At 72.1% G+C, this 21,725-nt stretch carries 17 protein-coding genes; 9 read left to right on the top strand and 8 right to left on the bottom strand.

Features of this window, described 5'->3' with window-relative positions; translation table 11 throughout:
• Position 1: 1 nt before the first annotated feature.
• Complete coding sequence (locus FF096_RS22775; RefSeq protein ID WP_155221599.1) at positions 2-898, bottom strand: ABC transporter permease; 897 nt, start codon at positions 896-898, stop codon at positions 2-4.
• 219 nt (positions 899-1,117) lie between these two features.
• Here FF096_RS22775 and FF096_RS22770 point away from each other — a divergent pair, with 219 nt between their 5' ends.
• From FF096_RS22770 to FF096_RS22745, 6 genes are all read left to right on the top strand, one after another.
• A complete protein-coding gene (locus tag FF096_RS22770) occupies positions 1,118-1,717 on the top strand; it encodes a TetR/AcrR family transcriptional regulator (RefSeq protein WP_309223791.1) in 600 nt (199 codons plus the stop codon).
• Between the two features lie 226 nt (positions 1,718-1,943).
• Entirely contained in the window at positions 1,944-4,304 is a 2,361-nt protein-coding gene (locus FF096_RS22765) for a DUF6077 domain-containing protein (protein WP_155221597.1), read from the top strand.
• A gap of 192 nt (positions 4,305-4,496) precedes the next feature.
• Entirely contained in the window at positions 4,497-6,254 is a 1,758-nt protein-coding gene (locus FF096_RS22760; protein ID WP_155221596.1) for a CDP-glycerol glycerophosphotransferase family protein, read from the top strand.
• A gap of 135 nt (positions 6,255-6,389) precedes the next feature.
• A complete protein-coding gene (locus FF096_RS22755; protein WP_155221595.1) occupies positions 6,390-6,701 on the top strand; it encodes a hypothetical protein in 312 nt (103 codons plus the stop codon).
• 108 nt (positions 6,702-6,809) lie between these two features.
• A complete protein-coding gene (locus FF096_RS22750) occupies positions 6,810-7,466 on the top strand; it encodes a response regulator transcription factor (protein ID WP_155221594.1) in 657 nt (218 codons plus the stop codon).
• A gap of 10 nt (positions 7,467-7,476) precedes the next feature.
• A complete protein-coding gene (locus FF096_RS22745; protein WP_309223788.1) occupies positions 7,477-8,940 on the top strand; it encodes a HAMP domain-containing sensor histidine kinase in 1,464 nt (487 codons plus the stop codon).
• A gap of 48 nt (positions 8,941-8,988) precedes the next feature.
• Here FF096_RS22745 and FF096_RS22740 read toward each other — a convergent pair whose 3' ends face one another.
• The 4 genes from FF096_RS22740 to FF096_RS22725 all read right to left on the bottom strand — a co-directional run bounded on the left by FF096_RS22740 (position 8,989) and on the right by FF096_RS22725 (position 13,307).
• Positions 8,989-9,951, bottom strand: coding sequence for a TAXI family TRAP transporter solute-binding subunit (locus FF096_RS22740; protein WP_309223787.1), 963 nt, complete (start codon positions 9,949-9,951; stop codon positions 8,989-8,991).
• 82 nt (positions 9,952-10,033) lie between these two features.
• Positions 10,034-10,741 (bottom strand): hypothetical protein, encoded by a 708-nt coding sequence (locus FF096_RS22735; RefSeq protein ID WP_375335376.1) that lies wholly within the window; start codon positions 10,739-10,741, stop codon positions 10,034-10,036.
• A gap of 98 nt (positions 10,742-10,839) precedes the next feature.
• A complete protein-coding gene (gene yaaA / locus FF096_RS22730) occupies positions 10,840-11,634 on the bottom strand; it encodes a peroxide stress protein YaaA (protein WP_155221592.1) in 795 nt (264 codons plus the stop codon).
• Between the two features lie 8 nt (positions 11,635-11,642).
• Complete coding sequence (locus FF096_RS22725) at positions 11,643-13,307, bottom strand: hypothetical protein (protein WP_375335375.1); 1,665 nt, start codon at positions 13,305-13,307, stop codon at positions 11,643-11,645.
• A 74-nt stretch (positions 13,308-13,381) separates the two neighbouring features.
• Here FF096_RS22725 and FF096_RS22720 point away from each other — a divergent pair, with 74 nt between their 5' ends.
• Positions 13,382-14,422, top strand: coding sequence for a phosphatase domain-containing protein (locus tag FF096_RS22720; protein ID WP_309223786.1), 1,041 nt, complete (start codon positions 13,382-13,384; stop codon positions 14,420-14,422).
• 78 nt (positions 14,423-14,500) lie between these two features.
• Here the strand turns inward: FF096_RS22720 and glgB are convergent, their stop codons facing one another.
• Entirely contained in the window at positions 14,501-16,603 is a 2,103-nt protein-coding gene (gene glgB, locus FF096_RS22715; protein WP_155221591.1) for a 1,4-alpha-glucan branching protein GlgB, read from the bottom strand.
• Positions 16,591-18,714 (bottom strand): alpha-1,4-glucan--maltose-1-phosphate maltosyltransferase, encoded by a 2,124-nt coding sequence (locus FF096_RS22710; RefSeq protein WP_309223785.1) that lies wholly within the window; start codon positions 18,712-18,714, stop codon positions 16,591-16,593. Before FF096_RS22710 ends, glgB begins: the two co-directional genes overlap by 13 nt.
• Before the next feature lie 99 nt (positions 18,715-18,813).
• Here FF096_RS22710 and FF096_RS22705 point away from each other — a divergent pair, with 99 nt between their 5' ends.
• Positions 18,814-19,110 carry a type II toxin-antitoxin system VapC family toxin gene (locus FF096_RS22705; protein WP_230462864.1) on the top strand — a complete coding sequence of 99 codons (297 nt, stop codon included), beginning with the start codon at positions 18,814-18,816 and terminating at the stop codon, positions 19,108-19,110.
• A gap of 81 nt (positions 19,111-19,191) precedes the next feature.
• Here the strand turns inward: FF096_RS22705 and glgA are convergent, their stop codons facing one another.
• Positions 19,192-20,388 carry a glycogen synthase gene (gene glgA / locus FF096_RS22700; protein WP_155221589.1) on the bottom strand — a complete coding sequence of 399 codons (1,197 nt, stop codon included), beginning with the start codon at positions 20,386-20,388 and terminating at the stop codon, positions 19,192-19,194.
• Positions 20,389-20,483: 95 nt separating this feature from the next.
• On the opposite strand from glgA, the gene glgC reads away from it, so the two are divergent.
• Positions 20,484-21,716 carry a glucose-1-phosphate adenylyltransferase gene (gene glgC, locus FF096_RS22695; protein ID WP_155221588.1) on the top strand — a complete coding sequence of 411 codons (1,233 nt, stop codon included), beginning with the start codon at positions 20,484-20,486 and terminating at the stop codon, positions 21,714-21,716.
• Positions 21,717-21,725: the final 9 nt, after the last annotated feature.

Raw genomic sequence — 21,725 nt, 5'->3', positions numbered from 1 at the left:
GTCAACCACGGCCGTACTCCTGTTCGCCGCGCCAGAAGTAGAGATAGCCGCCGAGTCCCGCGACGGCCGCCCAACCGAGCGCGACCAGCCAGGTCAGCGGCATCGAGTCGTTGAGCAGGTGGGGGTCTTCCAGCAGAGAGCTGCGGGCCAGCTCGATGTAGACCAGCATCGGGTTGTACTGCACCACGGCGGTCGCCCAGCCCGGTAGGTTCTCGGCGAACAGGTTGACGCTGTAGAGCACCCCGGAGCCGTACATCCAGGCGCGCAGCACGAACGGCATCACCTGCTTCAGGTCGGTGGCCTTCGCGCCGAGTCGGGCGACCATCATCGTCAACCCGGCGTTGAAGATCGTCTGAAGCAGTACCGCCGGCACCAGCAGCAGCCAGGTCAGGGTGATCGGCTCACCGGTGGCGACGACGATGGCCAGCAGCACCACGAGCGCGCCGAGCAGTTGCTGGAACTGGGTGGCGGTGATGGCCAGCGGCAGGCAGGCCCGGGGGAAGTGCAGCGCGCGGATCAGCCCGAGGTTGCCGCTGATCGCCTGGGTGCCCTGCTGCACGCTGACCTGTGTGAAGTTGAAGATGAACAGCCCGGTGGTCAGGTAGGCGATGAAGTTGTCCATGCCCCGGGTCTGTTCGAGCACCAGACCGAAGATCAGGTAGTAGACCGCCGCGTTGGTCAGCGGGGTGAGTACCTGCCACAGCTGCCCGAGCCGGGCGTTGCTGAACGACGCGGTCAGCTTGGCGTGGGCGTACGCGGAGATGAAGTGCCGGTAGCGCCACAGTTGGCCGCTGTAGCGGCTGATCGAGGGCCGCTCGCCGGCCACCCGCAGCCCGTGACGGGCAGCCAGCTGCGCTGGGGTGAGGCCGGAGTCGGGGTCGGCCAGCAAGTTGGCCATGGGGATGGGCGCTCCGATCTGTCGTGCCGGCGTTATGTGTCGCGACGAGAGAATCTAGCGTGGCCAGTGCGGGAGCGCCGCCCCCGGTCGCTGGCTGGACAGTAGTCCGGATTACGTCGGGACGCAACCGTATCGTCGTTGCGCTACGCTGTCCCCCGTGACAGTCGAGAAGAGTCCCAGGTGACAGCCGAGAAAAGGCGCACACCAGCCGGTGCGGCGGTGCTCCGTGGTGAGATCACCACGGCCATCCGTCGCGCGCTCACGCAGGAACTCGCCGCGGTCGGGTACGGCCGACTCTCCATCGAGGCGGTGGCCCGCCGAGCCGGGGTCAGCAAGACCGCGATCTACCGTCGGTGGAACTCGAAGCTCGACCTCGTGCTGGAGGTGGTGGCCGCCGCCGCCGGTGGTCGACTGCCCGCGCTGGACACCGGCAGCCTGCGGGGTGACCTGTCCCTGCTGTTCCAGGTGGTGACGCACGCGTTGGGACACCCGCTGGCCGCGCAGATCATTCCCGACCTGCTGGCCGAGGCGGCCCGCAACCCGAGCATCGACGAGACCCTCCAGCGGGTGCTGCGGGCCCGGCAGCAGGAGGTCGCCGGTGAGTTGATCACTCGGGCGGTACGCCGTGGTGAGCTTCCCGCCGACACCGACCCGGACGCGGCGGTCGACCTGATCGTCGGGCCGCTGTACTGGCGGATCGCCATCGCCCGGACCGCCGTCACCGACGGCTACCTGGAGCGGCTTGTCGAATCGGTGGCCCTGGGCCTCGGCGCCCAGGACGCGGTGCCCCGACAGCGGCCCGCACCCAGCCCCGGTTGAACGACAGCCACCCTGGGTAGGGCTGATCGGGACGGTCTCGGTCCGCCGCCGCCCCGCGCGTCGGCTCGACTCGGCGACCTCGGGACGACTACTACTCTCGGTGTGGATCGTGCCGCAGGGCGCCGCGCGTGAGCCCTGCGCGGGGCTCGCGGCTGCGCCGGGGCCGGTGCCGCCGTCGCGCAGTCCAGCCGCATCCGCCCGTACGACGACAAGGACGCCCGTGTCGATGACCGACCAGACCGTCGCCGTCGCCGCTGCCGAGCCGGCGACGGCCGACGAGGCCACCGCCCCCACCCCCGCCCGCCCCAGCCGGGCACGAGTGGTGGCGAATCGGTTCCGGACCGGCTTCGCCGCGATTCCCGCCGTGCTGACCGACGGCGCGGTACTCGCGTTCGCGCTCTGGACGCTGCTCTACCACGTCGCGTTGCCGTTGGACCTCGCGCCGTCGCTGACGCTGCGGGTCTGGCTGGTGTCCGGTCCGGCGCTGGCCCTGCTCGCGGTGGCCGTCCGGCTCGCCCTGTGGTGGCGTCGCCGTCGGCGTGCCGCCCGACCGGACGCCGTCAGCGCCTCCGCCCGACCGGACGCCGTCACCACCTCCGACGGCGGTCCGGCTGCCGCCGAGGCGGACCACCGAGTAGACAGCACGGCGGAGGCGGTCGCCACGACGCCGCAGGCCGTCCCGGCGGCGGGCTCCGACAACGACCGGGCGACCGATGCCGACGCGACCCCGGACACCGTGCAGCGCGACCCGGACGCACCGGAGGCGACCGCCGACACCGTCCCGAGGGCCCCCGCCGGCCGGATGCCGGTGGTCCAGCGCTGGTTGACGGCACTGGTCCTGCTGATCGGCACCGGCGCGGCGATCACCGCGGGGGTGGCGGGCACCCCGGCCGGTGCGGGTCTGTCCTGGTGGCTGCCGGCCTCCGCCGGTCTGGTGGCCGCCGTGGGCGCGGTGCTGCTCACCTGGCGGACGTGGCGGGCCACCCCGCCGAGCACCCCGGCGGCGCCGTCGCCCGGGGCGTGGCAGTCGGCGTACGCGCTGCTGATCGCCGGAGGGGCCGCGGTCGCCTCGCTCTATCTGGCCCGCAACACCCCCGATGACATCTACTACGTGGGCCGGTCGGTGTGGGTCGCGGAGCGGGACGTCGTGCCGCTGAACGACTTCCTGTTCAGCGAGAACGTGCTCCCACCGATGGCCTCGCAGCCCCCGGTCGCCAGCATCGAGGTGCTCGCCGGCGCGCTCGCCCGGTTCCTCTCCCTGCCGGCGGCCTCGGCCACCTGGTACGTGTTGCTGCCGATCATGGCGGTGCTCGCCGTGCTGGCGCTGTGGCGGTTGGTGCAGCGCTGGGCCCCCCGCCGTCCGGTGCTCGCCTTCACCGTGGCCGTGGCCTTCCTCGCCCTGGTCTGTGGGCCGGACGCCGCCCTGGGCACCTTCCACCTGCCCCGGCTCTACCAGGGCAAGGGAATGTTCGTCTCCGCGGTCGTCCCGCTGATGTGGCTGTACCTGACCCGCTGGTTCGACGACCGCTCCCGGCGCGCCCTGGTGCTGATCGTCGCGCTGTCGATCACCGCGATCGGGCTGACCACTACCGCCGCGATCATCCTGCCGATGCTCGTCGGCGGGGCGGCCCTGATGATGCTGCTGGTGGGGCGCTGGAAGGCCGCGCTGGTGGCGGGTGTCGCGGCCCTCGCGTACCCGGTCGGGGCGGTCGCCGTCGCCCAACTGTTCGTCGGGTCCGCCAGCGAGGCCGCGGCGGACGTCAACGTCTGGACCGCCCAGCAGACCTTCCGGCGTACGTTCGAGATCGGCATCGTCGGTGTGATCGGCGGCCTGGCGCTGTGGTGCGGTCCGTTGCTGGCCCGCCGCCGCACCCCGGCGCTGCTCGCGGCCGGCGGCGGCCTCACGCTCAGCGTGCTGTTGCTCCCCGGGGTCCTGGAGTGGCTCGGTGCGGTCACCGGTATCTCGGTGGTGCTGTGGCGGGTGCCGTGGCTGCTCGCGCTGCCCGCGCTGATCGGGCTGCTGTGCACCGTCTGGTTGCCGACCCGGCTGCGCTCTGTGCGGGCACTGGTCGGCGTGCTGCTGGCCGGGGCGATGGTGACCTCGTTCGCCGTGTACGCCACCCCGATGTGGTCCGAACGCAGCTGGGTGCAGGTGCACACCCAACCCGCCTGGAAGATCCCGGAGCAGCGGCTCGGCATCGCGCAGTGGATCACCACCCTGGACCGTCCGGACGGCCTGCTGCTCGCCCCGGAGACCACCATGCGCGCGATGCCGATGGTGACCACCCGGGTGCGGGTGGTCCTGCCACGCGACTTCTACCTGGTGGAGTACGACCTGGAATCGCAGTTCGCCCAGGACCGGCTGCTGCTGACCCGGTTCGCCAACAGCGGCGCGGCCGAGGGACGGCCGACCCGTGAGCAGGTGGCCGGCGCGCTGGAGCGGCTGGACGTGGGAACGATCTGTGTCTACAGCGGAAACCGCTTCGCCCGCCGGACGGCCCAGCGGTTGGGCTACACCGAGTTCGCCGAGCGCCCGCCGCCCGTACCCGATCAGCCCGGTGCCGTCACCTGCCTGCGCCGCGCCTGACGGGGGACCCGGCCGGTGGGCGGTTTCCACCCGGTCGGGCTGGTCGTCCCGTATCGGCCGCCGGTGGTTTGGGGGGAAGATGCCGGATACCCGAGCGTTGTCCCGCTGGCGATTCGCGTTAAGGTCGCAGCTACGCTGGCGGCCGTCGAGGCGTATCCAGCCGGTCATCGATCTCTTTAGGGAGCGTTCTCGTTGTTCGGCACGTTGACTGCACGCGTCGGGGTCGCCGCGCGCGGCGCCCTGCTGGTGGCGTCCTACCTCATCCTGTTGGCCGCAGCCGGGTTCGGCTGGGTCGCCCTGTTCGCAGTCGCCGGTCTGACGGCGGTCCTGGGCGAGTTCGCGGTCGAGCGGTGGTCGCCGGCCACCATGACCCTGCTCCAGAAGGTCGGCATCAACCGGGCCTACCGCCAACTGGCTCGGGACCTGTCGGTCGTGCTGCTGCTGGCCGCCGAGGTGCCGCTGGCCGGCAGCGAGCTGACGCTGCTGCTCCTGCTGCCCGCCGCCGTGTGGGTGATCGCGGTCTTCGCCGGCGCGTTCAACCGGATGATCGACCGGCGTAACCCGCTGTCGGCCCTGGTGCGCAACATCGACCTGGGGCCGATGTCCTCGGCGCCCCGTCCGCCGCAGTGGGCCAGCCGGGTCGCCGGCGACCGGTTGCCCTGGGTCAACGCCCTGCTGATCCCGGGCGCTGTCGTCGCGGCCGTGGCCGGCGAGCTGGCGCCGGTCTACCTGACCGGTGCGGTCGCCGTCGGGCTCGCCGCGCTGGTCGGCGGCGTGGTCGCGGTGACCTGGCTGCGTGGCCGGGGCATGGGGCAGAGCCCCCTGCTGCCCGCCGTGCAACGCTGGCTGGATCGCGACCGCCCGGAGGTGGCGCTGTACTTCGCCGGTCCGGCCAAGGACGTCTACCAGGCCAACATGTGGCTGGCGCCGATCGAGGCGCTCGGCCGGCCCGCGGTGGTGCTGATGCGCAGCAAGGAGGCGTTCAGCGAACTGGCCGACACCCGGCTGCCGGTGGTCTGCGTACCGGCCGCGCCGGACTTCATGAACCTCGACAAGAGCAGCATCCGGGCGACCCTGTACGCGGCGAACGTCGGTCCGAACATCCACATGCTGCGCGAGCCCGGCATGAAGCACGTCTTCGTCGGTCACGGCGACAGCGACAAGGCGGCCAGCGTCAACCCGTACAGCAAGGTCTACGACGAGGTGTGGGTCGCCGGGCTGGCCGGTCGGGAGCGGTACGCCCGAGCCGGGGTGGGGGTGCTCGACTCCGACATCGTGGAGATCGGCCGTCCGCAGCTGGCCGGCGTGCACACCTTCGGCTCGGAGTCGGTCGAGCGCCCCTTCACGGTGCTCTACGCCCCCACCTGGGAGGGCTGGCTCGACGACGACCCGTACCACACCTCGCTGGTGTTGATGGGTGAGCGGATCGTGGCCGGGGTGCTGGCGGTCCGGCCGACGGTGCGCCTGGTCTACAAGCCGCACCCGCTGACCGGCACCCGGTCCAAGCAGGCCAAGGCGGTGCACGATCGGATCGTGGCGATGATCCGTTCCGCCGGTGGCGACGTCGACGCGAGCAACCTGGACGGGCCGGCGCACCGGGTCGTCACCGGGCGGGTGCCCGCGCTGTTCGACTGCTTCAACCAGACCGACCTGCTGATCAGCGACGTGTCCAGCGTGGTGTCCGACTTCGTGCAGAGCCAGCGGCCGTACGTGGTGGCCAACCCCGCCGGGCTGCCCGAGGACGAGTTCCGGCGCTCCTACCCGACCTCGCGGGCGGCGTACCTGTTGGCCGCCGACTGCGGGGAGCTGGAGAAGATCGTGGCGCTGACCCGGGCGGGCGACGACCCGATGACCGAGGCCCGCCGGGAGTTGAAGACCTACCTGCTCGGCCCGGCCGACGCCAACCCGATGGACCGGTTCGCCGAGGAGGTCGGCCGGCTCTGCCGCTGACGCCGCCGTGACGCGCGCCCGGGACGACCTGTCGTCCCGGGCGCGTGCCGTCGCACCGGTTTTGCCCCGTACCGGCCCGGTCCGCCGCCCGGGCGGGCATGCTCGGAAATGCAGGCCGCCGGCGAGGGGATGGGCATGGAGAGCTATCACGAGGACTGGACCGACAGCCAGCGCGCGCTCTACGACGAGTGCTATCGCGCCGGTGCCGAATGGGCCGCCGACCCTGACACACCGTCCGAGGACGTGCAGCACGTGATCAACCTGGCGGAGGCCGACGACGACACCCTCGCCGACGCCGAGATCGACTTCGAGCCGTTGATCGACGCGGTCACCGAGGCCACCGGCGAAGTCGTCGCCACCGTGCCGGCCAGCCACGACGACCCTGGATTCAAGGGATTCGTCGACGGGGTACGCGACGGCACCTCGGAGGAGACCTTCGGGCTCTGAGAACCCGAGTCGACCCGGGGCCCCCGGGCCTGTCCACCCGGCCGCTCGTCTGCCACCATCGGGGCAACGCACTGGTGCGGGTTTGCAGACCGAACGGGGGAGGCCGGGTTGCGCATCCTGCTGGTCGAGGACGACCGACGGGTGGCTGCCGCCCTGTCGTCGGCTCTGACCCGACGCGGTTACCAGGTGGAACACGCGGCCACCGTCGCCGCCGCGCTCTCCGCCGCCCCCTGTGACCTGGTGCTGCTCGACCTCACCCTGCCCGACGGGGACGGCACCGACCTGTGCCGACAGCTGCGGCGGCGCAGCAGCCAACTCGGCATCATCGCGGTGACCGCCCGTGGCGAGGAACGTGACCGGGTGCTCGGCCTGCGACTCGGCGCGGACGACTACGTGGTCAAGCCCTTCTCGATGGTGGAACTCCAGGCCCGCATCGAGGCGGTGCTGCGCCGAGCCTCGCAGGCCGCGCCGGAGCGCAACCTGATCGAAGTCGGCCCGGTGTACATCGACGTGGCGGCCCGTACCGTCACCGTGGCCGGTCGGTCCGTGTCGCTGACCCGCAAGGAGTTCGACGTCCTGCTCTCCCTGGCCCGGCAACCCGGCGTCGCGGTGCCCCGCGACCGGATCCTGCTCGACGCCTGGGGCACCACCTTCACCGATCGCCACACCGTCGAGGTGCACGTCGGTTCGCTGCGCGGCAAGCTCGGTGACCCGCGCCTGGTGGAGACCGTCCGAGGCGTCGGCTACCGGCTCCGGGGCGAGTGAGGAGCCCGGGGTGCGACGGCGGCTGGTGATCAGCTATCTGCTGCTGATGGTGCTGGTGGTGGTGGCGCTGGGTACGCCGCTGGCGGTCACCCTGACCACCCGGGAGACCGACCGGGTACGCGCCGACCGGCTCGCCGACGCCACCCGCTTCGCCTCCCTGGCCGGGCCGGCGTTGCGTGACGGCACGCCCGGCCCACTCGACCACGAGCTGGGCAGTTACGACGAGTTGTACGGCATCGGCGCGGCGGTGGTGGACCGGGACCGGCGGGAGGTGGTGGTCTCGGCGAGCTGGCGGGCGGCACCGGGCACCCGGGAGGCGTTGGACGTGGCGCTCTCCGGCCAGCAGACCAGCGGACCCGAGTCGGTCTGGCCGTGGGTGAACCGGCCGATCGTGGTGGCCGTGCCGATCAACGACGGCGGCGAGGTCCTCGGCGCGGTGGTCACCGCCACCCCGACCGACGCGGTCCGGCGTACCGTCGCCACCTGGTGGACCCTGGTCGCCGCGCTCGGCCTGCTCGCCGTGGTGGCCTGCGTGCTCACCGCGTTCGGGCTGGCCGGCTGGGTGCTGCGGCCGGTCACCGAGCTGGACGCGGTGACCCACGAGATCGCCGAGGGTGATCGCGGTGCCCGCGTGCAGCACCGGCAGGGGCCGCCGGAACTGCGTCGGCTGGCGACGAGCTTCAACCACATGGCGGACGTCGTCTCCGACGTGATGGACCGGCAACGTGCGTTCGTCGCCCATGCCAGCCACCAGCTGCGCAATCCGTTGACCGCGCTGCGGCTACGGGTGGAGGAGCTGGGGCCGAGCGTCGTCGACGAGCAGGGCCGCATCGAGCACCGGCTGGCGTTGGAGGAGACCGACCGGCTGGCACTGCTCCTCGACGCCCTGCTCACCCTGGCCCGCGCGGAACGCCAGGAGAACCAGCGGGTCACCGTCGACGCGACGGCGACGGCGGTCTCCCGGGTGGCGGCCTGGGAGCCGCTGGCCCGCCACCGGTCGGTCACGCTGCGGCTGGCGGCCGACCCCGGGCCGGTGTACGCCCGTACCGTGCCGACCGCCATCGACCAGGCGCTGGATGCCCTGATCGACAACGCGGTGAAGTTCAGCGGCGAGGGCGGCGAGGTGACGGTGACCGTCGCGGCCCGCGACGGCGGCACCACCCTGGAGGTACGCGACACCGGCCCGGGGATGACCCGCAGTCAGCTCGGCCGCGCCACCGAACGGTTCTGGCGGGCACCGGAGGTGCAGAACGTCGACGGCGCCGGGCTGGGCCTGACCATCGCCGCAGTGCTGGTCGACGCCTCCGACGGCCGGCTGGCCATGCACCCGAACTCGCCGCGCGGCCTGGTCGCCACGCTGTGGTTCCCGCGACCGGCCGAGCCCGCCGCCCCGGAGCCGACGACCGAACCGGCGACGTCCATCGAGGCGGAACCGCCAACGCCCACCGGCTCGACCGCGTCGGCGACCGGCTGACCGGCGGTTCGTCGTGGCGGCACGCGAGTGGCCGGGCCGTGGGCGGGGTCAGGGCTTGCTGGCGCGGTAGTAGTCGACGGCGCCGGGGTGCAGCGGCAACGGTGAGGTGGCGATGGCCGAGCGGGGACTCATCCGACCGGCCGCCGGGTGCGCGGCGGCCAGTTCGGAGCGGCGTTCCATCAGCAGCCGGGTCACCTCGCGTACCAGCGACTCCGGCAGGTCGGCCCGCACCACCAGGTAGTTCGGGTTGGCCACGGTGGTGACCGGGTCGACGCCGTACACCGAGTGGGGGATGTCCCGTGGCACGTAGACCTCGGGGTTGCCCCGGCGTAGCCGTACGGTCCACTCGCCGAGGTCGACGATGCGGGTGGGAGTGTCCTGGGCGAACTGGGCGACGGCGCGTACCGGCAGCCCGCCGGAGAAGAAGAAGGCGTCGATCCGCCCCTCGCGCAGCGCGGCCACCGAGTCGTCCAACCCGAGTTGCTCCTGTCGCACGGCGGTGCCGCCCAGCCCGGCCACGTCGAGCAGCCGGTCCACCGTGATCTTCGTCCCGGAGCCGGGCGCGCCGACGGATACCCGCTGCCCGCGCAGGTCGGTCAGCGTCCGTACCGGGCTGTCGGCGGTGGTGACCAGGTGCAACAGGTCGTCGTAGACCCGGGCCACCGCGACCACCGGCGGGTCCGGGCCCGGGTCGGCGCGCAGCACGTCGGCCTGGGTGAAGCCGAGTTCGGCCTGCCCGGTGTGGAGCAGTTGCACGTTCTCCGCGGAGGCCGCGGTGACCAGCACCTCTGCCCGCACGTCGGGTAACTCCCGGTTGAGGATGGCCGCCAGTGACACGCCGAAGGCGTGGTAGACGGCGGTGGGGCTGCCGGTGGCGATGCGGATGACGACCGGTTCACCCGGATCGTCGCGGCAGCCGCCGAGGCCGGGCAGGGCCAGCAGCAGGGTCAGCGCCAGCGTCACGCGGGCACCGCGCCACCGCGCTCGGGCGGGAAACCGGGTACGGCTCACGGGCAGCACTGTGCGCCGCCGGACCCCTGTGGCGCAACCCCAGGCGACGGCGGAGCGTGGCACGGCCGTGGTCGGCCGCCGGTCAGGCCACCGGGTACGGCATCGCCTCCTCCGCCGCATACCGCAGGATCCGGTCCCGGTCGGGGCCGTAGGCCACACTGACCAGGAAGCAGCCGGCGTTGGGGCGCAGCAGCGCCGGAACGTCGAGCAGGGCGGCCCCGCGCACCAGCACCGCGCCGAGTTCCCGGTCGGTGATCCGCACCCCGAGGATGTGCCGCCGGACATGCCGACCACCGGCCAGCAGCGCGGCCCGCCAGGCGGCGGCGGCCAGTCGGGTGCGCCACAGTCGCCGTGCCGTCGAGGCACCCGGCACCGGTCCGCCGAGCAGTTCCCGTCGGCCGCGCCGCCAGCCGTTCTCCACCATCGCCGCGTACGTCGGCCGGTGCTCCCGCCCGACGTGCAGCCGGTGCAGTTCGTACCGACGGCGTAGTCCGCCGACGACCACCTCGTGCCGGACCGGGATGTCGAGGCGGTCGAGCAGCCGTCGGGTCCGCCGCGCCGCCTCCTCCCGGTTGAACTCGATCGTCGTAGGCCGGACCGGCTGCTGGCCCGCCTGTCGGTTCCCGGGACTCGCCGGGGGCGGCATGCAGCGCAGCAGGCAGGCCGTCTCGAACGCGTCGGCCAGGGTCGTCCAGTCCAACGGTGGCGGTGCCGACGGGGGCCGCAGCGACGACGTGGCGCCGGCTGACGACGGACGTGACCGGTCGAGCAGGATCGGTTCGGCAGTCACCGGAGGGCCTCCTCGTCGCGTCGGGTCCTATTACGGTGACCCGCGACACCGACCGGTGGTACCGATCCGGCCCAGCCTTGAGGAAATCTTGCGTCTGCTTACAGCGCCGTAACGATCACGTCGACCTGACGCGGTCGGCCGGGCTCGGTGTTCTGCACGCAGACGGTGTACTTCAGGTCCCGCAACGTCGTCACCAACGCGTCGACGGTGCGCGGTCGGGCACCGGAGAGCAGCAGGTCCCGGACCAGCCGCCCCTTCGTGGCCTTGTTGAAGTGGCTGACCACCGAGCGCACCGGCACCCCGTCGACCTCACGCTCGTGCAGCACCCGCACCGTCACGGTGCGCTCGGCCAACTCGCCGCGCGGCGTCCAGACGGCGGCGTACGCCCCGGAACGTAGGTCCAGCACCGGGCCCCGACCGGCCGCCTCGGTCAGCGCGGCGCCGAGTTCCCGACGCCACAGCGCCGGCAGGGGACCGATGCCGGGCAGCCGGGCCCCGATCGGACACCGGTACGGCGGGATCCGGTCGGTCAGCCGTACCGCGCCCCACAGACCGGAGCTGACCAACACCTGCCGTCCGGCCGTCCGTTGGGCCGCCGCCGGAAGGCTGGCCAGGTCGAGGGCCTCGTAGAGCACCCCGGTGTAGATCCGGCCGGCGGGCGCGGTGGCGGCCTGCCGCAGCCGGGCGTTGCGCCGCACCTCGCCGACCTGTCCGGGGCCGAGACCGAGCGCGGCCAGCGCCGCCTCCGGCGGCCCGGCGCTGAGCGCGAGCAGGGCGGACAGCACCTCCTCCCGCACCGGGTTCAGGCCCGGCAGGGAGAGTCGGTCCAGATCCAGTCGACGGCCCGAGCCGGCTTCGGCCTTGCCCTCCGAGGGCGGCAGCAGGATGAGCATGGGTGACTCTAACGCCACGGTCGCAGCGGCTCCGGCGGGTGGTACACCCGGAATCCGCCGATCTCGGTGAGCAGCGCGGCACCGGACCGGTCGCCGAGCAACTCCCGCAGCCGCCGGTCCGCCGGAGCGTCGGCCGCCAGCACGTACCCGGGCCGCTGGGCCCGCTCCAACCGCCACCAGTACGCCGGATAGCGGTTCTGGCCGGGGCGCAGATCGTCGTCGAGCACCCCGCAGACCACCTGTTCGGCGGTGTTGAACACCAGTCGGTTACACGTCCAGTATTCCGCGTACACCTCGTGCAGCCCGGCCGCGCGTACCGTGTCGGCCAGCTGCCGGGCGTGTCGTTCCTCGGCGCGTCCGGCGGTGGTGCCGGAGGTGGCGAAGAGCACCGTCACCACCAGCGCGCTGGCCGCCAGCGCACCGAGCACGGCGGTGGACGCGGCACCGGCCACCCGGCCCGCCACGCCGACCGTGCCCCTCCGGGCGGCCACCGCCGCCACCCAGAGCGGCCACAGCACCGCCGGCAGCGACAGTTGCAGCACCGACAGGTAGCGGGCGTTGCCCAGCGGGTCCGTCGCGGCCAGCGGGCTGCGCACGTACGCCAGCAGGGTCAGCGCCGCGCCGCCGAGCAGGGCGAGGTGCACGACCGGCCCGACCCGCTCGGGCCGCCCGCGCGCCCGCCGGTACGCGAACCCGGCGAGCGTCGCCGCCACCACCAGCAGCACCGGATAGAGCAGGCCGAACCACGCCTGCCAGCGGGCGCAGCCGGTGACCGGGCAGAGCCCGGCGGCCAGCGGTACGCCGTCCAACAACCCGCCACCGAGCCGCTGCGGCCAGGACGGGACCGGCCCGTCCTCGCCGCTGATGCCCCGCAGCACCGACAGGGAGTCCTGCCCCGGCGGGGCCACCAGGTTGTCCCGGATCATCGGGGCGAGCCCGATGACGAAGCCGACGAGCAGCAGCAGACCCGCCCGGCCGAGCAGTTCCCGGCGCAGGGTCCACAGCAGCGCCAGCCCGGCCATCGTCAGGTAGGGCACGATCAGCCAGTCCGACCAGAGCGCCACCCCGGCGAGCAGCCCGAAACCGCCCACGGCCAGCCCTCGCCGACCCACCGTGTGCCGGGCCAGCGCCACCACGAGCAGCAGCATCGCCAGCACCGCCACCTTGACCTCCGGCCGCCCGCCGACGGTGGTCACCTGGTCCCGGACGACCCGTTCGGAGCCGAGTGCGAGCAGTCCGACGATCAGGGTGGCGAACCACGGCGAGCCGATCCGCCGGGTCAACCGGTGGATCAGCCAGAGGAACAGCGCGTAGAGCCCGAGCACCGGCAACCGCAGCGCCGTCCAGCTCGGCCCGGTCACCGCGAGCAGCGGCGCGGCCAGGTACGACTCCAGGGTGCCCATGTACCGCTGGCCGTAGAGGAAGATCGGCTGCTCGCGCCCGTCGGCGATGTGCAGTGCGGCCAACCCGAAGGTCGCCTCGTCGCTGTTGGAGACGGGCACGGTGGTCAGCACCAGCACCAGCCGGTAACCGACCCCGGCGATCCCGAACAGCAGGGCGACCAGCGCCGGCCGGTCGAGCCGTGGCCGCCACCGCTCGCGCCGCCGCCCTGGTCCCGCTGCCGCTCGTGGCACGACCTCGCCCCCGTCGCCGTTCCGACCGGAGTCTGTCACGGCGGTGACGTCGGGCGTGGTGGTTCGGCTCAGCTCGCGTGGTCGAGGTGGCAGCTCTGTGGCAGGGTTGCATCGTGTCACCCACTCCCGCCGGCCAGCTGGCCGTACCGAATCTGCACCGGGCCGCGCGGATCGAGGACGCCGTGCACGCCCTGGTCGAACGCCGGCTGCGGCGGACCGGTTGGCGGACCAACATCATCGCGTACACCGGCTACGGGGCGCCCGGTTGGGTGCGGGTGATGTGCCGGGTGCTGTTGGGGCGACCGGACACCCGGCAGCGGGGCCGGCTGGAGAAGGTCCGGGGCTGGCGCAGCTTCGCCACCCTGCCGGCCAAGCACGTCACCGTGACCATCGAGACCGGTGGGGTGGTCCACGAGGCGCAGGCCGACCGCAGCGGTTTCATCGACACGGTGGTCGAGGCGGGCCTGCCGCCCGGCTGGGGTTCGGTGCGGCTGAGCATGCCCGACGTCGAGCCGGTCGAGGCGCCGGTACGCATCCTCGACCCGGAGGTGCGCTTCGGGGTCCTCTCCGACATCGACGACACGGTCATGGTGACCGCGCTGCCCCGGCCACTGCTCGCCGCGTGGAACACCTTCGTCCTCGACGAACACGCCCGTGCGGCGGTGCCCGGCATGGCGGTGCTCTACGAACGGCTGGTCACCGCCCACCCCGGTGCCCCGGTGTTCTACCTGTCCACCGGCGCGTGGAACGTCGCCCCGACGTTGACCCGGTTCCTGTCCCGGCACCTCTACCCGGCCGGTCCGCTGCTGCTGACCGACTGGGGGCCGACGCACGACCGCTGGTTCCGCAGCGGCCGGGAGCACAAGCGGGCCACCCTGGCCCGGCTGGCCAAGGAGTTCCCCGACGTGCGCTGGCTGCTCGTCGGCGACGACGGTCAGCACGACCAGGAGATCTACCGCGAGTTCGCGGTCGCCCACCCGGACAACGTCGCCGGGGTGGCGATCCGCCGGTTGTCGCCCACCCAGTCGGTGCTCGCCGGTAGCCTGCCCGTGCCGCAGGACCACTCGAACGAGGGGCCGGTGGGGCAGAAGTGGCTCTCCGCCCCCGACGGCGCCGGTCTGTGGACCCTGCTGCGCGCCGCGAACCTGGTCTGAGCCGCGGACCCGGGCCCTGGTCTGAGCCGCGGACCCGGGCGCCTCGACGGCCGCCAGCGGGGGCCGGAGCGTACGAGATCAGGCGGGGCGGAGCCAGAGGGCGCCGAGCGGCGGCACCCGCAGCGCCACCGAGGCGGGTTGGCCGTGCCAGGGGACGTGTTCGGCGTGCACCGAGCCCAGGTTGCCGACCCCGGAGCCGCCGTAGTGGTGAGCGTCGGTGTTGAGCACCTCGGCCCAGGCACCGGCGGCCGGTAGGCCGACCCGGTAGTCCTCCAGCGGCAGCGCGGAGAAGTTGGCCACGCAGACCAGGGTCGCCCCGTCGGGTGCGATCCGGACGAACGAGATGGCGTTGTTGGTGACGTCGTCACCGGCGAGCCAACGGAAACCGGTGGGGGAGGTGTCCTGCGCCCACAGGGCCGGCGTGTCCCGGTAGACCCGGTTCAGGTCGCCCACCAGGCGTTGCACACCGGCCCGCGCCGGATCGTGCAGCAGATACCAGTCGAGGCCGCGCTGCTCGCTCCACTCCCGGTCGTCGGCCAGCTCGCAGCCCATGAACAACAACTGCTTGCCCGGGTGCGCCCACATGTACGCCAGCAGCACGCGTACGTTGGCCAGCCGTTGCCACGTGTCGCCGGGCATCTTGCCGACCAGGGAGCCCTTGCCGTGCACCACCTCGTCGTGGCTGATCGGCAGCACGTAGTTCTCGCTCCAGGCGTACGACAGGGAGAAGGTGAGCTGATGGTGGTGGTGCTGCCGGTAGATCGGGTCCTTCGAGGTGTAGAGCAGGGTGTCGTGCATCCAGCCCATGTTCCACTTGAAACCGAAACCGAGCCCGCCGTCACTGGTCGCCCGGGTCACCCCCGGCCAGGCGGTGGACTCCTCGGCGATCATCACCACCCCGGCGTGGTGTTTGTACACCGTCGCGTTGACCTCCTGCATGAACGCGATGGCCTCCAGGTTCTCCCGGCCACCGTGCACGTTCGGGGTCCACTGCCCGTCCTGCCGTGAGTAGTCCAGGTAGAGCATCGAGGCGACCGCGTCCACCCGCAGCCCGTCGACGTGGAACTCGTCGAGCCAGTAGAGCGCGTTGGCGACCAGGAAGTTGCGGACCTCCGGGCGGCCGAAGTCGAACACGTAGGTGCCCCAGTCGGGGTGCTCGCCCCGCTGCGGGTCGGGATGCTCGTAGAGCGGGGTGCCGTCGAAGCGCGCCAGCGCCCACTCGTCCTTGGGGAAGTGCGCCGGCACCCAGTCCAGGATCACCCCGATCCCGGCGGCGTGCAGCCGGTCCACCAGGTACCGGAAGTCGTCCGGGTCGCCGAACCGGGCCGTCGGCGCGTAGTAGCCGGTCACCTGGTAGCCCCACGAGCCGCCGAACGGGTGCTCCATCACCGGCAGGAACTCCACGTGGGTGAAGCCCAGCTCGACCACGTACGCGACCAACTGCTCGGCCAGTTCCCGGTATCCCAGGCCGGGCCGCCACGAGCCCAGGTGCACCTCGTACACGCTCATCGGCTCCTGGTGCGGCTGCCGCCGCGACCGCTCGCCCATCCAGTCCGCGTCCGACCATTCGTACGTCGACCGGTGCACCACCGACGCGGTGGCCGGTGGCACCTCCGCGTACGCGGCGAGGGGGTCGGCCTTGTCCCGCCAGCGCCCGTCCGCGCCCAGCACCCGGTACTTGTAGCGGGTGCCGCCGGTGGCGTCGGGGACGAAGATCTCCCACACGCCGGTCGAGCCGAGTGAACGCATCGGCCAGCCGTCGTCGGGTGCCCAGCCGGTGAGGTCGCCGACCAGGCGCACGCCTCGGGCGTTCGGCGCCCACACCGCGAACGCCACCCCACCGTCGACGACGCGGGCGCCGAGAGCCTCCCACAGCCGTTCGTGCCGCCCCTCACCGATCAGGTGCAGGTCCAGCTCACCAAGGGTCGGCGCGAAGCGGTACGGGTCGTCCTGGCGTACCCCGTCGACGTCGAGTCGGTAGTCGAGCACCTCGCCGGGGAGGGTGGCCTCGAAGATTCCGCCGTCGTGCACCCGCTTCATCGGGTGCCGCTCGTCGCCGACCAGCACGCTCACCTGGTCCGCGCCCCGCCGCAGGGCGCGGATCACCGTACGGCCGCCGGACGGGTGTGCCCCGAGCACGGCGTGCGGGTCGTGGATCTCCCCGGAGATCAGCTGGTCCATCGGGCGTCGTCCTTCTGGGCGGGAACGGTCGGCGCGGTGCCGCCGGACAGATCAGCCGGTACGTCCTGGGTGGTCAGGGTGGGCGGCTCGGTGCCGGTCTGGCCGGGCGACGCCGCGTCCGCCGGGCCGGTCGCGGCAGCCGCGACGGTCGGCCGGCTCAGGGTGAACACGTGCGCCGGTTGCAGGTACGGGTCGAGACGCACGGTGTTGCGCTGCCCCCAGTCGTAGCTGACCCCGGTCAGCTCGTCGTGCACGGTGAACCGGTCGTGCCAGTCCAGCCCCAGCGCCGGCATGTCCAGCGTGGTGTTGCCCCACTGCACGGTGTGCGAATCGAACGAGCAGACCACCAGCACCGTGTTGCCGGTCACCGGGTCACGTTTGGACCAGCACAGCAGGGCCGGGTTGTCGATGTCGTGGAAGACCAGGTTGCGCAGCCGGTGTAGGGCCGGGTTGTCGCGGCGTACCCGGTTGAGGGTGGCGATGAACGGGGCCAGCGACCGGCCGTGCGCCTCGGCACCGGCCCAGTCCCGGGGGCGCAGCTCGTACTTCTCGTTGTCCAGGTACTCCTCCGCGCCGGGGCGCGCCACGTGCTCGAACAGCTCGTAACCGGCGTAGATGCCCCAGGAGGGGGAGAGCAGCGCGGCCAGCACGGCACGGATCTTGAACATCGGCGGGCCGCCGTGCTGCAACGAGGCGTGCAGGATGTCCGGCGTGTTGGGCCAGAAGTTCGGCCGCATGTAGTCGGCCGCCGCCACCAGCTCCGTGCAGTACTCACGCATCTCGGCGGCCGAGGTCCGCCAGGTGAAGTACGTGTACGACTGGGTGAAGCCGATCTTGGCCAGCCCGTGCATCATCGCCGGTCGGGCGAACGCCTCGGCGAGGAAGAGCACGTCCGGGTCGACCCGCTTGACCTCCCAGATCAGCCAGTGCCAGAAGTCGACCGGCTTGGTGTGCGGGTTGTCCACCCGGAAGATCTTCACGCCCTCGTCGACCCAGTGCAGCACCACCCGCAACACCTCGGCCCGGATGCCCTCCGGGTCGTTGTCGAAGTTGAGCGGGTAGATGTCCTGGTACTTCTTCGGCGGGTTCTCCGCGTACGCGATGCTGCCGTCGGCGCGGGTGGTGAACCACTCCGGGTGTTCGGTCACCCACGGGTGATCCGGCGCGCACTGCAACGCCAGGTCCATCGCCACCTCCAGGCCCACCTCGGCGGCGGCGGCGAGGAAGTCCCGGAAGTCCTCCAGCGTGCCCAGATCGGGGTGGATGGCGTCGTGCCCGCCCTCGGCCGCGCCGATCGCCCACGGCGAACCCACGTCGTCCGGCCCGGCCACCAGGCTGTTGTTCGGACCCTTGCGGTTGACCCGGCCGATCGGGTGGATCGGCGGCAGGTAGAGCACGTCGAAGCCCATCGCCGCGACGCCCGGCAGCCGCTCGGCGGCGGTGGCGAAGGTGCCGGACCGGGCCGGCGCGTCGACGGTCGCCGGAATCGCCCCCTCCGAGCGGGGGAAGAACTCATACCACGCGGAGAACAGGGCCCGCTCCCGGTCCACCCAGATGCGGTACTCCTCGCCGGTGGTGACCAACTCCCGGACCGGGTGCTCCCACAGCAGGTCGGCCAGTTCCAGCGCCGGGTTCACCCGCTTCGGCAACGGCCGGTCGGCGTCACCCAGGGCCTGCACGGCCTTCTTGAGGCGGGCCCGCTCGGCCTTCGGCACCAGGTCGGCGGCGGCGGTCAGCACGCGTACGCCCTCGGCCAGGTCGTTGGCCAGCTCGGCCGCCCCCTGACCGGCGGCGATCTTCTTGGTGACCGCGGCGTGCCAGGTCAGGTAGGGGTCGCTGAACGCCTGCACGGTGAACTTCCACTCGCCGACGGCGTCCGGCACGATGGTGGCGTGCCACCGGTCCTGGCCGGGCTCACCCGGACGCATCCGGGTGAACGAGCGGGCCAGCCCGTCCGGGCCGAGCCACACCACGTTGCAGCCGAGCGCATCGTGCCCCTCGCGATAGGCACGCGCCGACACGGGCACCAACTCGCCGACCACCGCACGGGCCGGGTAGCGACCGCAGGAGACGACGGGGGAGACGTCTTCGATCGGGAACCGTCCGCTCACCCGATTCAACCTACTGCCCGAGATCGCTTCCCGCTCGGCTGACAACCCACCCTGCCCCGCACCGCGCGGGGTTGATCCACTGGTGGCTGCACTGTCCTGGTGATCAACCCCATCGTGTACGCCGAAGCGTCGGTGCGTTTCGACCGCATCGAGGACCTCGACGAGGCATTGCCGGCCGGTGACTTCCTGCGCGAGGAACTTCCGTATGCGGCCGGCTTCCTCGCGGGCAAGGCGTACGCGAGTTGCCGTGCGCAGGGCGACGCCAAGAGGTCGCCGATCGCCGCCTTCTACATCGGTGCGCATGCCGCTGTCTGCGGGTACCGTCTGCTCACCCGCGACGAGGCTCGCTGTCGAACGTACTTCCCGAAGCTGGAGTCGATCAGCCCGGCAGGTTGATCGCTGCGCACCTCGTGCCGGTGGTGACCGTGGTGAGAAGGGCACCCTTCTCTACCGGAGGCGTTAATAAGGTGCCCTTCCTTACCCGCGCAGCGCGCGGTAGAGCTGCAGGGTGCGGGCGGCGACGGCGTCCCAGGAGAAGTGTTCGACCGCGCGCCGCCGCCCGGCCCGGCCGAGTGCGGCGGCGCGCTCGGGCGCAGCCAGCAGCTCGTTCAGCCGCCCCGCCAGGTCGGCCTCGAAGCGGGCCGGGTCGACCGGCGTGCCGTCGGCGGTCTGCTCGATGGGCACCAGCAGGCCGGTGTCGCCGTCGGTGACCACCTCGGGGATGCCGCCGGTGGCGGTGGCCACCACCGCCGTCTCGCAGGCCATCGCCTCCAGGTTGACGATGCCCATCGGCTCGTACACCGACGGGCAGACGAAGATCGTGGCGTGGGTGAGCACCTGGATCACCTCGGACTTGGGCAGCATCTCGGCCACCCATACCACCCCGGAGCGGCTGGCCCGCAGTTCGGCGACCAGGCGCTCCACCTCGGCGGAGATCTCACGCGTGTCCGGTGCCCCGGCCAGCAGCACCAACTGGGTGTCCGGGGGCAACTCGCGGGCGGCGCGCAGCAGGTGCGGCAGCCCCTTCTGCCGGGTGATCCGCCCGACGTAGGCCACGCTGGGCCGGGCCGGGTCGATGCCGAGGCGCGTCAGCACGTCGGTGCCCGGGTCCGGGGCGTACTGGGCGGTGTCGATGCCGTTGTAGATCACGTGGACCCGGTCCGGGTCGACCGACGGGTATGCGGCCAGCACGTCCCGGCGCATGCCCGCGCTGACCGCCACGATCGCGTCGGCCGCCTCGTACGCGGTGCGCTCACACCACGAGGAGAGCGCGTAGCCGCCGCCGAGCTGCTCGACCTTCCACGGTCGCAGGGGTTCCAGGCTGTGCGCGGTGGCCACGTGCGGCACCCCGTACAGCAGCTTCGCGGTGTGCCCGGCCAGGTTCGCGTACCAGGTGTGGCTGTGCACCACGTCCGTGCCGGCGCACCCGGCGGCCATCTCCAGGTCCACCCCCATGGTCCGTAGCGCCGGGTTCGCGCCGTCCAGGCTCACCGGCTCGGCGTACGCCCGCACGCCCGGCTCGGTGCGGGGCGCGCCGAAGCAGTGCACCCGCACGTCGGCGAGTCGGCGCAGCTCGCGGGCCAGGTACTCGACGTGCACCCCGGCACCGCCGTAGACCTCCGGCGGGTACTCCCGGGTCAGCAGGTCCACGCGCAGCCGTGCGGAGTCCGTCATGCCCGGCACCCTAGTGCAGATTCCGACGCCGCACCGGGCAGCGGAACTGTGCCGTACGAGTGGTGAACCGGCACCGGTATGGATAGCGTCTGGTCATGGCTGCCAAGGTGCTCGCGATCGTTCTGGCCGGCGGAGAGGGCAAGCGCCTGATGCCGCTGACCACGGACCGGGCCAAGCCCGCCGTGCCGTTCGGCGGGATGTACCGCATGGTCGATTTCGTCCTCTCCAACCTGGCCAACGCCGGCTATCTGAAGATCGTCGTGCTGACCCAGTACAAGTCCCACTCTCTCGACCGGCACATCACCAAGACGTGGCGGATGTCGACGCTGCTCGGCAACTACGTCACGCCGGTGCCCGCGCAGCAGCGCCGTGGCCCCTGGTGGTTCGCCGGGTCGGCCGACGCGATCTACCAGAGCTTCAACCTGATCTACGACGAGCAGCCCGACTACGTGATCGTCTTCGGTGCCGACCACATCTACCGGATGGATCCCCGGCAGATGGTGGAGGACCACATCGCCTCGGGCGCCGCGGTCACCGTCGCCGGCATCCGGCAGCCGCTGTCGACGGCCGACCAGTTCGGCGTCATCGAGGTCGGCGCGGACGGGCGGCGGATCCAGGCGTTCCGGGAGAAGCCCACCGACGCCGTCGGCCTACCCGACGCGCCCGACCAGATCTACGCCTCGATGGGCAACTACGTCTTCACCACCCGGGCGCTGATCGAGGCGGTCGAACGCGACGCCGACGACAAGACCAGCAAGCACGACATGGGCGGCAGCATCATCCCGATGCTGGTCGAGCGCGGCGAGGCCAACGTCTACGACTTCCGTGACAACGAGGTGCCGGGCAGCACCGACCGGGATCGGGGCTACTGGCGGGACGTGGGAACCCTCGATTCGTTCTACGACGCGCACATGGATCTGATCAACGTCCACCCGGTGTTCAACCTCTACAACTTCGACTGGCCGATCTACACCGAGCAGCCGCCGTTCCCGCCGGCCAAGTTCGTGCACCAGTGGGGTGAGCGGGTCGGTCGGGCGGTCGCCTCGATGGTCTCGCCCGGTGCGGTGATCTCCGGTTCGCTGGTGGAGAACTCGATCGTCTCGCCGAAGGTGAAGGTGCACTCCTGGGCCCACGTGGACGGTTCGGTGCTGATGGAGGGGGTCGACATCGGCCGGCACGCGGTGGTCCGCCGCGCCATCCTCGACAAGAACGTGCAGGTGCCCGAGGGTGCCGAGATCGGTGTGGACCTGGAGCGGGACCGGCAGCGCTACACGGTCTCCGACAATGGCATCGTGGTCATCGGCAAAGGACAGAAGGTGGAACCGTAAGCGCGAGGA

The organism is Micromonospora sp. CP22, from assembly GCF_009712475.1.
In the GTDB taxonomy this organism is placed as follows: Bacteria; Actinomycetota; Actinomycetes; order Mycobacteriales; family Micromonosporaceae; genus Micromonospora.
Note: the sequence above shows the minus strand (reverse complement) of the source record. Positions and strands in the feature narration are given on the sequence as shown.